16 protein-coding genes and 1 tRNA gene are annotated in these 12,922 nt (G+C 67.5%); 12 read left to right on the plus strand and 5 right to left on the minus strand.

Features of this window, described 5'->3' with window-relative positions; all coding sequences use genetic code 11:
* Positions 1-13: 13 nt before the first annotated feature.
* Positions 14-99: transfer RNA gene (locus VN856_RS03540), tRNA-Leu, on the minus strand.
* Positions 100-237: 138 nt separating this feature from the next.
* Here VN856_RS03540 and VN856_RS03545 point away from each other — a divergent pair.
* From VN856_RS03545 to VN856_RS03555, 3 genes are read left to right on the plus strand one after another with little or no spacing between them, the layout of a single operon-like run.
* A complete protein-coding gene (locus VN856_RS03545; RefSeq protein WP_325686194.1) occupies positions 238-1,572 on the plus strand; it encodes a M20/M25/M40 family metallo-hydrolase in 1,335 nt (444 codons plus the stop codon).
* A gap of 25 nt (positions 1,573-1,597) precedes the next feature.
* Positions 1,598-2,128 carry a YbhB/YbcL family Raf kinase inhibitor-like protein gene (locus VN856_RS03550; RefSeq protein WP_325686197.1) on the plus strand — a complete coding sequence of 177 codons (531 nt, stop codon included), beginning with the start codon at positions 1,598-1,600 and terminating at the stop codon, positions 2,126-2,128.
* A gap of 58 nt (positions 2,129-2,186) precedes the next feature.
* On the plus strand, positions 2,187-2,957 hold the full coding sequence (locus VN856_RS03555; protein WP_325686199.1) for a hypothetical protein: 771 nt from the start codon (positions 2,187-2,189) through the stop codon (positions 2,955-2,957).
* Between the two features lie 28 nt (positions 2,958-2,985).
* On the opposite strand, the gene VN856_RS03560 is transcribed toward VN856_RS03555, so the two are convergent.
* The 3 genes from VN856_RS03560 to VN856_RS03570 are packed head-to-tail and all read right to left on the minus strand — an operon-like array spanning position 2,986 to position 5,389.
* Complete coding sequence (locus tag VN856_RS03560; protein ID WP_325686221.1) at positions 2,986-4,047, minus strand: quinone-dependent dihydroorotate dehydrogenase; 1,062 nt, start codon at positions 4,045-4,047, stop codon at positions 2,986-2,988.
* 32 nt (positions 4,048-4,079) lie between these two features.
* The gene (locus tag VN856_RS03565) at positions 4,080-4,343 is read right to left on the minus strand and encodes a DUF5703 family protein (protein ID WP_325686201.1); all 264 of its coding nucleotides are present in this window, start codon (positions 4,341-4,343) and stop codon (positions 4,080-4,082) included.
* On the minus strand, positions 4,340-5,389 hold the full coding sequence (locus VN856_RS03570) for a YncE family protein (protein ID WP_414686857.1): 1,050 nt from the start codon (positions 5,387-5,389) through the stop codon (positions 4,340-4,342). The genes VN856_RS03565 and VN856_RS03570 overlap by 4 nt, the downstream gene beginning before the upstream one ends.
* 138 nt (positions 5,390-5,527) lie before the next feature.
* Here VN856_RS03570 and VN856_RS03575 point away from each other — a divergent pair, with 138 nt between their 5' ends.
* The 9 genes from VN856_RS03575 (at position 5,528) to VN856_RS03615 (ending at position 12,500) form a co-directional block, all read left to right on the plus strand.
* Positions 5,528-5,842, plus strand: a complete 315-nt coding sequence (locus tag VN856_RS03575; protein WP_325686203.1) for a hypothetical protein — start codon at positions 5,528-5,530, stop codon at positions 5,840-5,842.
* A gap of 65 nt (positions 5,843-5,907) precedes the next feature.
* Positions 5,908-6,738, plus strand: coding sequence for an undecaprenyl-diphosphate phosphatase (locus VN856_RS03580; RefSeq protein WP_325686225.1), 831 nt, complete (start codon positions 5,908-5,910; stop codon positions 6,736-6,738).
* Positions 6,735-7,427, plus strand: coding sequence for a histidine phosphatase family protein (locus tag VN856_RS03585; protein ID WP_325686205.1), 693 nt, complete (start codon positions 6,735-6,737; stop codon positions 7,425-7,427). Before VN856_RS03580 ends, VN856_RS03585 begins: the two co-directional genes overlap by 4 nt.
* Positions 7,428-7,496: 69 nt before the next feature.
* Positions 7,497-8,084, plus strand: a complete 588-nt coding sequence (locus tag VN856_RS03590; protein WP_325686207.1) for a DUF3090 domain-containing protein — start codon at positions 7,497-7,499, stop codon at positions 8,082-8,084.
* Entirely contained in the window at positions 8,068-8,883 is an 816-nt protein-coding gene (locus VN856_RS03595) for an SCO1664 family protein (protein WP_325686209.1), read from the plus strand. Before VN856_RS03590 ends, VN856_RS03595 begins: the two co-directional genes overlap by 17 nt.
* 8 nt (positions 8,884-8,891) lie before the next feature.
* On the plus strand, positions 8,892-9,398 hold the full coding sequence (locus tag VN856_RS03600; protein WP_325686211.1) for a DUF2505 domain-containing protein: 507 nt from the start codon (positions 8,892-8,894) through the stop codon (positions 9,396-9,398).
* Positions 9,399-9,455: 57 nt separating this feature from the next.
* On the plus strand, positions 9,456-10,226 hold the full coding sequence (locus VN856_RS03605; protein ID WP_325686213.1) for a 3'(2'),5'-bisphosphate nucleotidase CysQ: 771 nt from the start codon (positions 9,456-9,458) through the stop codon (positions 10,224-10,226).
* A gap of 122 nt (positions 10,227-10,348) precedes the next feature.
* Positions 10,349-11,602: a cysteine--1-D-myo-inosityl 2-amino-2-deoxy-alpha-D-glucopyranoside ligase gene (gene mshC / locus VN856_RS03610; RefSeq protein ID WP_325686215.1), complete on the plus strand. Its 1,254-nt coding sequence runs from the start codon at positions 10,349-10,351 to the stop codon at positions 11,600-11,602.
* A 16-nt stretch (positions 11,603-11,618) separates the two neighbouring features.
* Positions 11,619-12,500, plus strand: coding sequence for an SDR family oxidoreductase (locus VN856_RS03615; RefSeq protein ID WP_325686217.1), 882 nt, complete (start codon positions 11,619-11,621; stop codon positions 12,498-12,500).
* Here VN856_RS03615 and VN856_RS03620 read toward each other — a convergent pair.
* The coding region (locus VN856_RS03620; RefSeq protein WP_325686219.1) for a PAC2 family protein at positions 12,497-12,922 on the minus strand (426 nt) is incomplete at its 5' end. The two genes, VN856_RS03615 and VN856_RS03620, sit on opposite strands and share 4 nt — an antisense overlap.

Here is a 12,922-nt window from a genome sequence, read left to right on the forward strand (position 1 = left end):
ACGAGTTAAGCCGTGTCCGAGGGGGGACTTGAACCCCCACGCCCATTAATAGGGCACTAGCACCTCAAGCTAGCGCGTCTGCCATTCCGCCACTCGGACCGAGACCAAATCAAGCAGCTAAGGCTATCGGATGGGTATGCCCGCACCCAAACCTGCCGGCGGGCGCGCCGACTGGCGAACTCGACCCGCAAGTGCCGCGCAGCCGCGCGGGCGTCAGTGGTAGGAAAGGTGACTGTGATGGTGCCCGCTGCGACTCCGATCGATGATGTCGTCGACGTTGTCAGCAGGCTGATCCGGTTCGACACCACCAACACCGGCGAACTCGAAACCACCAGGGGCGAGGCCGAATGTGCCCACTGGGTTGCCGCCCAGCTGGCAGACGTCGGCTACCAGGTCGAGTACCTGGAATCCGGTGCGCCGGGTCGCGGCAATGTGTTCGCCCGCCTGAAGGGCGCCGACAGCTCGCGCGGCGCGCTGCTGATTCACGGGCATCTGGACGTGGTGCCCGCCGAGCCGGCCGAGTGGAGCGTGCATCCTTTCTCCGGCGCGATCGAGGACGGCTATGTCTGGGGCCGCGGCGCGGTCGACATGAAGGACATGGTCGGCATGATGATCGTCATCGCCAGGCATTTCCGTCGGTCCGGCATCGTCCCGCCGCGCGATCTGGTGTTCGCCTTTGTGGCCGACGAGGAGAACGGCGGCAAATGGGGGTCGCAGTGGCTGGTGGACAACCGTTCCGACCTGTTCGAGGGCATCACCGAGGCGATCGGCGAGGTCGGCGGGTTCTCGCTGACCGTGCCGCGCCGTGATGGTGGCGAACGGCGGCTCTACCTGATCGAGACCGCGGAGAAGAGCATGCACTGGATGCGGTTGACCGCGCGCGGCCGACCGGGACACGGCTCGATGGTCCATGACCACAACGCGGTGACCACGCTCGCCGAAGCGGTAGGACGACTGGGCCGCCACCGCTTCCCGGTGGTGGCGACCGACAGCGTCGTGCAGTTCCTGACAGCCGTCGGCGAGGAAACCGGGTTCACCTTCGACACCGATTCGCCCGACTTGGACGGGGCCGTCGAGAAACTCGGCCCGATCGCCCGCATCGTGAAGGCCACGCTTCGTGACACCGCCAACCCGACGATGCTCAAGGCCGGTTACAAAACCAACGTGGTGCCGGCGACTGCCGAAGCGGTGGTGGACTGCCGGATTCTTCCCGGGCGCCTGGCGGCATTCGAGGCCGAGGTCGACGAGCTGATCGGCCCCGACGTGACCCGGGAATGGACGACCAGCCTGCCGTCGTATGAAACGACGTTCGACGGTGACCTGGTCGACGCCATGAACGCCGCGCTGCTCGCCGTCGATCCGGACGCCCGGACGGTGCCGTACATGCTTTCCGGTGGGACCGACGCGAAAGCCTTCGAGCGCTTGGGTATTCGCTGCTTCGGCTTCGCCCCGCTGCGGCTGCCGCCGGACCTGGATTTCGCGGCGTTGTTCCACGGCATCGATGAACGGGTACCCGTCGACGCGCTCAAGTTCGGCACCGAGGTGCTGACACATTTCCTGACGCACTGTTAGCCGATTACACGAGAGGGGATCGATCATGACCACACAACCTGACCCTTACGCCGCGCTGCCCAAGCTGCCGTCGTTTCATCTGGAGTCGGCGTCGTTCGCCGACGGGCAGGCGTTGGCCAAGCCACAAGTCAGCGGCATCATGGGCGCCGGTGGCGAGGACGTCAGCCCGCAGCTGTCCTGGTCGGGATTTCCAGATGGCACAAAGAGTTTCGCGGTGACCGTCTACGACCCGGATGCGCCGACGCTTTCCGGCTTTTGGCACTGGGCGGTGGCCAATCTGCCCGCATCGGTCACCGAACTGGCCGCCGGCGCGGGTGAGGGCAGCAACCTGCCCGGCGACGCTCTGACGCTGGTCAACGACGCGGGCCAGCGCCGCTACATCGGCGCCGCACCGCCGGCGGGTCACGGGCCACACCGTTACTACGTCGCTGTGCACGCGGTCGACGTCGACAAGCTGGACCTGCCTGAGGATGCCAGCCCGGCGTTCTTGGGCTTCAACCTCTTTCAGCATGCGATCGCGCGAGCCGTGATCCATGCGACCTACGAGCAACACTAGTAGGAAGGCTTGCGTTGCAACGGTTTTGACCGGGTAGCGATTGCCGATGGCAGCTCACATGGCGGATCCCGACCCTAATCGGCTCGGCGGGCTCGAGTGGGTCCGGCGCACCCGCGGCACCTTGACGGCAGCGGAGCGACGTCGCCTGATTGGTGCGATCGCGGTAAGCCAGGCGGTCAACATCGCCGGACGGCTGAAGCTGGCGCTGGGGAGGCTGCCCGACGGCGCATCGAGCATCGACGTGCGGGATTTCGAGCCACCGGACTCGAGGCTTGCGCGCGAGGCCGAGGCGGCGTGCGCCGAGCAGTCCGATCTGATAGCCGACCATTCGTATCGGACGTGGATGTGGGGAACGGCGCTGGCGACCCTCGACGGTGAGTGGCTCGACCGTGAGCTTTTTTACTGCGCCGCACTGGTCCACGACTGGGGAGCCACGGCGCCAGTTCCGGGCGAGGACTTCACGATCCGCGGAGCCGAACGAGCGCTGGCATGCGCTCAGGCTGCGGGCATCGATCCGGCTCGAGCGGATCTGATCGCCGACGGCATCTGTTGCCACACGACGCCTGGCGCGACCGTCAAGCGGGATGGTGCGATCGCCTATTACGTGCAGTATGGAGCGATGGTCGACGGCGCCGGCTTGCGTGCGTGGGACATTGCTCCGCACAACATTGCCGAGGTGTTGCGACGCCATCCGCGCGGGCCCGCGTTCAAGCGCGGCCTTGGCGACACGATCAGAGACGAAGCCCGCGCCGTCCCTGGCGGACGCTTCGGACTACTCCGACGCTGTGGGATGACGCTCGCGGTGCGGATGGCGCCGTTCGACAGCTGAGCACGTTCTGGGCGCAGATATTCGACGGCTACCGGGACGCCGATCCCACCGCATCACTCAACGACGCAAACCCGCCCGCGCGCAACCGGTCGGCGAGGCCGTCGTGAATGTGCTTGGCCCACAAGCCTCCACCGTAGATGAAGCCGGTGTAGGCCTGCAGCAACGACGCTCCCGCGGTGATCCGGTCCCAGGCGTCGTCGACGGTCTCGATGCCACCGACGCTGATCAGCGCCAGTCGGTCACCGACCCGGCCATACAGCCGGCGTAGCACCTCGCCGGCCCGCTGGGTCAGCGGTGGCCCGGAGATGCCACCGCTGCCCAGTTCATCCACCCCCGGTGTGCGCAGCCCTTCCCGCGACACCGTGGTGTTGGTGGCGACGATGCCGGCCAGGCCGAGTTCGACTGCCAGGTCGGCGATGTCGTCGATATCGGTGTCGGCGAGGTCGGGTGCGATCTTGACCAGTACCGGCGTCGAGGTCACGGCCAGCACCGCGGACAGGATCCCGCGTAGCGCCTCGACCGTCTGCAGGTCGCGCAGTCCGGGTGTGTTCGGCGAGCTGACGTTGACCACCAGGTATGCGGCGTGCGGCCCGACCTGTCGGGCGCTGGCCCGGTAGTCGTCAGCGGCGTCGGTGGGCGCCGTGATTTTGGTCTTGCCGATGTTGACCCCGATGGGAACATCGGAGCGGTGCCGGGCCAGTCGGGCGGCCAATGCGGCGGCGCCGTGATTGTTGAAGCCCATCCGGTTGAGCAGGGCGCGGTCGGCGGGCAGCCGGAAGAGACGAGGGGCGGGGTTGCCCGGTTGCGCCTGCGCGGTGACGGTGCCGACTTCGGCGTAGCCGAAACCCAGTGCGCCCCAGGCGTTGAGCCCGGTGCCGTCTTTGTCGAAGCCGGCGGCCAGGCCCAGCGGCCCGGGGAAGTGCACCCCGAATACCGTGCTGGCCAGCACCGGGTCGATCGGCGCCAGTCGACGGCTCAGTTGACGCCGGACCGGCGCAGCGGCCGTGGCGCCGCGTAGCGCGGCGAACGCCAGTGCGTGGATGCGTTCGGCGGGTACCAGGAAGAGCAATCGGCGCAGCGTTGCGTACATCGCGGGACTCTCGTCACGCGGCAGATCCGCCGTCACAGGTCCGGCTGATCCGGTCGGCTACTGTCAGTGTGCTCTGCACGAGATTTCTTGCGGCGCAACAGTACCCGTCTACTTCCGTCGGTGTAGAGCCGTACCCGGGTCAATTCCCAGCCGCGATACTCCGCTTCGATGGACAGCCTCGTCGAGGCGCTGAGCCTGGTTACCTCGGGCGGCAGACGCAACGGCGCCCATTCGTACTCGTCGGACAATTCGGTGTCCCAGCCCGTCGGCAGTCTGCCGTGCCGTGCCGCCGTCAACGTGGGCCTGTCGCCGCATGTTCGATGATCTGCACGCCACCGCCAGCGCCGGACACGACATACAACGTGCCCGCGACATCATCGAAGGCGAGCGTGTCGGGTTGCCGCACCGTTGGGTACCGTACCTTTTCCAGTGGTATTCCGGTTGACAGATCGTAACCAATAACGATATTCGCCGCGGTCTGCGAAACCCAAGCCAACCCGCGCGATCCGGCCACGCCGTACGGAGATTCCGGGACCGGATAGGCCTGACGCAGGATCAGCGGGTCGACCCCGAACACCAACAACTGACCGCCCCGGGTGTCGGCCACCAGCAACCGGCCCGCGGGATCGGCCGCCATGTTGGTGGCGCCCTGGCCGGCGCGCAGCGACTGCCCGATCTTGCCGTCGGTGCCCACCGTGATGACCGAGGTCTGCCCGCGATCCAGGACGGCGACGGTATTACCTTGGGCCGCAATCGAATCAATGTGCGCATGGACACTCGTCCGGGCGACGTCGGCGGCGCCGGGTTTGAGCGTGTACAGCGTCCCGTCGGCGACGCCGAGCACCAGCACGCCGTCGGCGCGGCGGGTGATTGCGGTGAAGTCGACGTTGTCCGCGTCGCGCACGTTCACTCGGGTCGCGCGGCCGGCGGCCAGATCGACAATGAAATAGCCACCGCGGCCGGATAAATAGGCCGTGCCGTCGTTGTCACCGGCCAGTGCGGTCGCCGGACCGGGCAGATCAACGACCCGTTGAGATGTTTGCTGCAAGGACAGCAGCGTGAGACTCGACGGTGCGGTGGAGCTAGGCCCGGGAGCGACGATCGCCAGCTGTGAGGTGTGGCCGTCGAATATCGCCGTCTGCGGTGCGCCGGCCAACGGGCGGACCACACCCGCCGGGGCCTGCGCCGGAGGCGGGGAATCGGCCGCCCGCGCCGGCGCGATCGTGGGTACGTCCTTGTCCAGGGTTTTGCCCGAACACCCGGCCAGGAGCAGCAGGGAAAGCAGCAGGCCAATGGCCTGCCGGCGAGGGACGTTCTCGCCATGTTTGCGGTGTACGCGCACGGGGTAACTCTCGGGTGCTCAGGGGGCTGGCCAGGGTAGAGGGGTGGTCCGATTGGGACTCGATCTTAAGGAACATTGTCGGGCACTGCTTCGGTCGTCCGGGGTTGTCCGGGATACCCCGCGGGGTATGGTCGCGATATGAGCGTTGCCCAAGACGGCCAATTCTCAGACGCAGAGTTTGCTATCGAAGACATGTGGCTGGGCTTCTTCTCCACCAAGATCTTGGCCAGCGGTTTCGGTCAGGTCGGCGATGGCCGAAGCTTCGCGTTCTGCATCGAAGGCCAGAATTTGGTGGTCGAGGTGTACCGGCCGCTGCTCAAAGGTCCCGTGCCGCAGCCCGAAGACGTTGTCGCCACGGCCCGGCGCAATGTCGTCGATGTCGACATCACCGACGAGCGCAGCCTGGGCGCCGCCGTCCGCGACGCGGTTGCCCTGGCCGACGCTTCCAAGTAGTTCGACCGCACGGCTGTTTGGGATACCCACCCGGTACGGTCGTCGTCGTGCATGCGGTTCCGGCGATGTCGTGGTGGCAGGTTGTCGTGTTGGCCGTCGTTCAGGGCTTGACCGAATTCCTGCCGGTGTCCTCGTCAGGGCATCTGGCGATCGTGTCGCGGGTCTTCTTCGCCGGCGATGCCGGCGCGTCGTTCACCGCCGTAACGCAGTTGGGCACCGAGGCCGCTGTGCTGGTGTATTTCGCCCGCGACATCGTGCGGATCCTCGCAGCGTGGTTCAGCGGTCTTCGCGTCGCCGCCCATCGCACGACCGATTACTGGCTCGGTTGGTACGTCATCATCGGAACCATCCCGATCTGCGTGCTCGGTCTGTTCTTCAAGGACGAGATCCGTTCGGGCGTGCGCAACCTCTGGGTGATTGCGACGGCGCTGGTGGTGTTTTCGGCGGTGATCGCCTTGGCCGAGCGCATCGGACGGCAGAGTCGTGACGTCGAGCAGCTGACGTGGCGCGACGCCGTCGTCGTCGGCATCGCCCAGACGCTGGCGCTGGTGCCCGGAGTCTCGCGGTCGGGCGCCACCATCAGCGCCGGGCTCTTCGTCGGTCTCGAGCGGGAGTTGGCCGCCCGGTTCGGCTTCCTGCTGGCCATTCCTGCGGTGTTCGCCTCGGGACTGTTCTCGCTGCCGGACGCTTTCCGTCCGGTTTCGGAGGGTATGAGCGCGACCGGACCGCAATTGGTCGTGGCGATTGCGATCGCCTTCATCGTGGGTTTGGCCGCGGTGGCGTGGTTTCTGCGGTTTCTGGTGCGCCACAGCATGTATTGGTTCGTCGCCTACCGGGTGGCGGCCGGCGCAGCCGTGCTGATCCTGTTGGCCACCGGGGTGGTGAGCGCGACGTGACCGTCATTCTTCTGCGCCACGGCAGGTCGACGTCCAACACCGCACACGTGCTGGCCGGCCGTTCCGAAGGCATCGAGCTCGACGACAAGGGTCGCCAGCAGGCAGCGGAATTGGTCGATCGGATCGGCGACCTGGCGATCAAGGCGGTGGTGACGTCACCGCTGGTGCGTTGTCGAAACACGGTTGAGCCGCTCGCTGCCGCACTGGGTCTCGAGCCGATTGTCGACGAGCGGTTCGCCGAGGTCGACTACGGCGAATGGACCGGCCGCAAACTCGGCGATCTGGTCAAGGAGCCGCTGTGGTCGGTGGTCCAGGCCCATCCCAGCGCGGCGGTGTTTCCCGGCGGCGAAGGGTTGGCCGAGGTGCAGACCCGTGCCGTCGCGGCGGTTCGGGAGCACGACGCGCGGCTGGCAGAGGAGCACGGCGGCGACGTGCTCTGGCTGGCTTGCACTCACGGCGATGTGATCAAGGCGGTTCTGGCCGACGCGCTCGGCTTGCATCTGGATGGTTTTCAGCGCATTTCCGCCGACCCCGCGTCGCTCAGTGTGATCCGTTACACGAAGCTGCGCCCGTTCGTGCTGCATGCCAACCACACCGGCGCGCGGCTGACGTCCGCGTTGACGGCTGCTCCGGCGCCCGGAGGCGAGACGGCCGCCGACGATGCCGTCGTCGGCGGCTCTACCGACTGAGTCGTCGTCCCAGCGCGTTGCGCCCAGGATTTACGACTCCGCTGCAACTGCCGGTATTTTGGACTTGCTATGTCTCGTGCGATCCACGTCTTCCGCTCACCCGACCGATTCGTCGCCGGGACCGTTGGCCAGCCCGGAAATCGCACGTTCTACTTGCAGGCCGTCCACGAGGCCAGGGTGGTGTCGGTGGTGCTGGAAAAGCAGCAAGTGGCGGTGCTCGCCGAGCGGATCGACGCGCTGCTGGTCGAGGTCAATCGCCGGTTCGGCACGCCGGTTCCGCCGGAGACCGGCGAGGTTGAAGACCTCAGCCCGCTGATCACGCCGGTCGATGCCGAATTCCGGGTCGGGACCATGGGTCTGGGCTGGGATTCCGAGGCGCAAACCGTGGTTGTCGAACTGCTGGCCGTCAGCGACACCGAGTTCGATGCGTCGGTGGTGCTCGACGACACCGACGAGGGTCCGGACGCGGTGCGGGTGTTCCTGACGCCGGAGTCAGCGCGCGAATTCGCTACCCGGTCCAATGCCGTCATTTCCGCGGGACGTCCGCCGTGCCCGCTGTGCGATGAACCGCTGGACCCCGAGGGCCACATCTGCGCGCGAACTAACGGCTACCGGCGCAGCGCGCTGCTCGGGCCGGACGATGACGCAGAGGCCTGACGATCGCGAGGTCCTGCGCAGCGGTGAGCTGACGGTCCTGGGACGGATTCGCTCGGCGAGCAACGCCACCTATCTGTGCGAGGCGACGCTGGACGACCACACCGTGCACTGCGTGTATAAACCGATATCCGGTGAGCAGCCGCTGTGGGATTTTCCCGACGGCACCCTGGCCGGCCGCGAGCTTGGCGCCTATCTGATCTCGACCCATCTGGGCTGGAACATCGTGCCCTACACCATCATTCGGCACGGGCCGGCCGGCCCGGGAATGCTGCAGCTGTGGGTAGACCAGCCCGGAGATACGCCAGATTCAGATCCCGGGCCCGAGCTGGGTCTGGTGGATCTGGTTCCGGCTGACAGGTGCCCGCGCGGCTATCTTCCGGTGCTGCGCGCCTACGACTATGCCGGCGACCCGGTCGAGCTGGTGCACGCCGACGACATTCGGCTGTGGCGCATGGCGGTATTCGACGTGTTGGTCAACAACGCTGACCGCAAAGGCGGTCACGTGCTGCGTGGCGTCAACGGCGACGTCTACGGCGTCGACCACGGAGTGTGCCTGCACGTCGAGGACAAGCTGCGCACGGTGCTGTGGGGGTGGGCCGGCAAGAAGGTCGACGACGACACGTTGGAGAAGGTGTCCTGCCTGGTCGACGGCCTGGCCGACTCGCTCGGGGATGCGCTGGCCGACCACATCACCAGCGCCGAGATCGCGGCGCTGCGGCTTCGCGCCCGCATCCTGCTCTCGCACCCGGTGATGCCCGGCCCGGACCGGCACCGCCCGATTCCCTGGCCCGCGTTCTAAGGCGCGCGATGCCACGATCTTTGGCGCTTTCGCTGGAGGCCCCCGTCCGCGTCGAGGAAATCCTCGCGGCGTTCGGCGACGAGCAGTACTGGCAGGCCAGGCTGGCCGCCTTCGACGGCGGCACCGCCGCATTGAACCGGCTGACCGTCGGCGACGACGGGTCGGTAACCGCGGTCCTCACGGTCAGCCTCTTCGCCAATCGGCTACCGAAGGTGGTCACCGCGTTGACGCCCGGCGATCTGGAGATGGCCCGCACCGAGACGTGGCACCCGACCGCGGACGGCCATGCGCGCGGCACGATCGAGGTGGCAGTTCCCGGCACACCGGTGTCCGCGGTCGGGACGGTGATGTTGGTCTCATTAGCAATCGGTGCCCGGCTGGACTTCAGCACCACCGTGCAAGTGAAAATCCCACTGGTGGGTGGCCAGGTCGAAAACTTCATCGTCAACCGGCTCAGCGACGAGATCAGCGCGGTGCAGCGCTTCACCAACAACTGGATCGTCGCGCACCGCTGACCCCACCATGCGTCGTGGATGGCATGACGGACCGCGCCCGTCGGTGATACTGGACCGGTGACCCCTGAGCCCCTCAGCGACGCGGCGCTGGCCGCCAGCCTCGCCGAAGAGGCAGGAAAGCTGTTGCTGACAGTGCGCAATCGGGTCGGTTTCGACCACCCGTGGCTGCTCGGGGACGAGGGCGACAGCCAGGCCAACGCGCTGTTGCTCAGGCGACTGCACGCCGAGCGCCCCGGCGACGCGGTGCTCAGCGAAGAGGCCTACGACGACTTGAACCGATTGCGGGCCGACCGGGTTTGGATCGTCGACCCGCTGGACGGAACACGCGAATTCTCCTGGGAGGGGCGCGAAGACTGGGCCGTGCACGTCGCGCTGTGGCAGCGCCACGGCGGGCCCAACGGGGCGATCACCGACGCGGCCGTCGCCCTGCCCGCGATGGGCGAGCTGCATCGCAGCGACACCGTCAGCGCGCCCGCTACAACGCATTCCGGTCCGATCCGGATCACCGCGAGCTCCAACCGGCCGCCGGCCGTGCTGTATTACCTGGCCCGCCAGCTCGACGTCGAGTTCGTCCGAATCGGTTCGGCCGGAGCGAAAGCCATGTCGGTGGTGCGCGGCGACGCCGACGCCTACATCCATGCCGGCGGTCAGTGGGAGTGGGATTCGGCTGCTCCGGCGGGCGTGATCCTGGCGGCGGGCATGCATGCTTCGCGGCTGGACGGCTCGGAGATGATCTACAACCGTCCCGACCCGTATCTGCCCGACTTCCTGATGTGTCGCGCAGAGTTGGCCGACTTGTTGCTGGGTGCCATCCGGTTGGCCAGCTAGCGGCTGAGGAATTTTAAGCCAGCCCTAAACGGTTGCCTGGTGGCATGTTGTCTGCTGCGCAGCCTGGGGTGTTCTCAGCCCGTCGTACGGCCCGCGTGGGTGGCGGGCTTAAAGTCGACGGCATGCAGTCCTGGCCCGCCGCACCGATACCGGTGCTGCCGGGGCGTGGCCCGGAGCTGCGGCTGTACGACACTTCTGACGGCCAGGTGCGCCCGGTCGCGGCCGGGCCGACGGCCACCATGTACGTCTGCGGGATCACGCCCTACGACGCCACCCATCTCGGCCACGCCGCGACCTATCTGGCGTTCGATTTGATCCACCGGCTGTGGCTGGACCTCGGACACGACGTGCACTATGTGCAGAACGTCACCGACGTCGACGATCCACTGTTCGAGCGGGCCAATCGCGACGGCATTGACTGGCGCGACCTCGCCGCCCGCGAGGTCGCGCTGTACCGCGACGACATGACCGCGCTGCGGGTGTTGCCGCCACGCGAATACGTGGCGGCAACCGACACGGTGGCCGAGGTCGTCGAGCTGGTCGAAAAGATGCTGGCCTCCGGGGCGGCGTACGTCGTCGACGACGCAGAATTCCCCGACGTGTACTACCGCGCCGACGCCACGCTGCAGTTCGGCTACGAGTCCGGCTACGACCGCGACACCATGCTGACGCTGTTCGCCGAACGCGGCGGCGACCCGGACCGGGCCGGCAAATCCGATCAACTCGACGCGTTGCTGTGGCGCGCCGAGCGGCCGGGGGAGCCGAGTTGGCCGTCGCCGTTCGGGCCCGGCCGGCCGGGTTGGCATGTCGAGTGCGCGGCGATCGCGCTCAGTCGTATCGGCAGCGGCCTGGACATCCAGGGCGGCGGCAGCGACCTGATCTTCCCGCATCACGAATTCACCGCCGCGCACGCCGAATCCGTCAGCGGCGAAAGGCGTTTCGCGCGGCACTACGTGCACGCCGGCATGATCGGCTGGGACGGCCACAAGATGTCCAAGAGCCGCGGCAACCTGGTGCTGGTGTCAGGTTTGCGCGCTCAGGGTGTGGACCCCGCGGCCATCCGGCTGGGCCTGCTGGCCGGACACTATCGGGCCGACCGCGACTGGGGGCCGCAGGTGCTGGAGGATGCCACCGCGCGGCTGCAGCGGTGGCGAACCGCCACCGCATTGCCCGCCGGGCCGGACGCGGCCGACCTGATCGCCCGGCTGCGCCAGTATCTCGCCGACGACCTCGACACGCCCAAAGCGCTTGCCGCACTGGATGGTTGGACTACTGACGCGCTGGAATACGGTGGCCACGACGCCGAGGCGCCGCGCGCGGTCGCCGCGGCGGTGGATGCGCTACTGGGAGTGGACCTGTCGTCGCCGCGGCGCTAAGAGGTAGGTTGCGGCCATGACGTCAGTTGACTCACAAGTCGTATTCATCACCGGCGGCGGCCAGGGAATCGGCGCCGAGGTGGCCCGCCGGTTGCGCGCCAAGGGCGCCAAGCTGGTGCTGACCGACCTCGACGAGGCGGCGCTGGCCGAAAGATCCGCCGAATTGGGCGGCGACGAGCATGTGCTGACGGTGGTTGCCGACGTCCGCGACCTCGCCGCCATGCAGGCGGCGGCCGCCAAGGCCGTCGAGAAGTTCGGCGGCATCGACACCGTCGTCGCCAATGCCGGTATCGCCAGCTACGGCTCGGTGCTGCACGTCGACCCGGACGCGGTCAAGCGGGTGCTGGACGTCAACCTGCTCGGGGTCTTCCACACCGTGCGGGCCACCTTGCCGTCGATCATCGAACGCCGCGGCTATGTCCTGGTCGTCTCGTCGCTGGCCGCGTTCACGGCGGCGCCGGGGATGGCGCCCTACGACATGTCCAAGGCCGGCAACGAGCATCTCGCGCACGCGTTGCGGCTCGAGGTCGCTCACCTCGGCGTGGCCGTCGGCTCGGCGCACATGTCCTGGATCGACACCGCGCTGGTGCGCGACACCCAGAAAGACCTGCCGGTGTTCCGCGAGCAGTTGGCGAAGTTCCCGTGGCCGTTGAACAAGACCACGTCGGTGGACAAGTGCGCCGCGGCATTCGTCGACGGCATCGAGCACCGCAAGAAGCGGGTCTACTGCCCGGGCTGGGTAAGCGTGTTCCGCTGGCTGAAGCCGTTCCTGTCGACCGGGTTCGGCGAGGGCCCGATCCTCAAGACCGCCGGCGGGCAGGTGGCTCAGATGGACGCCGAGGTCGCCGCGCTCGGCAGGTCCGTCAGCGCCCACACCCAGCAGCTGGATACGCCCTAGCGGCCGAAGCCCGGACGTCGGCGGCGCAGGTAGCGCTCGAACTCCGCGGCCAGCGCGTCGCCGTCGATCTTGCCCAGCGCCTCGGTCATGTCGACTTCGGCGTCGCCGCGTTGCTCCAACGACTGCACGTATTCAGCGATTTCGTCGTCGTCGGTGGTCATCTCGGTGACGGCCTGTTCCCATTCCTCGGCCTGCGCCGGCAGGTCGGCCAGCGGCACCTCGATGTCGAGCACGTCCTCGACGCGGCGCAGTAGTGCGACGGTGGCTTTCGGATTAGGCGGCTGCGACACGTAGTGCGGAACCGCCGCCCAGAATGTGACGGCCGGTATCCCCGCGGCCACGCAGGCGTCCTGGAACACTCCGGCGATGCCGGTCGGGCCTTCGTAGCGGGTCTCCTGCAGCCCGAAGCGATGCGCCGACTC

Source organism: Mycobacterium sp., assembly GCF_035603715.1.
Lineage (GTDB): Bacteria > Actinomycetota > Actinomycetes > Mycobacteriales > Mycobacteriaceae > Mycobacterium.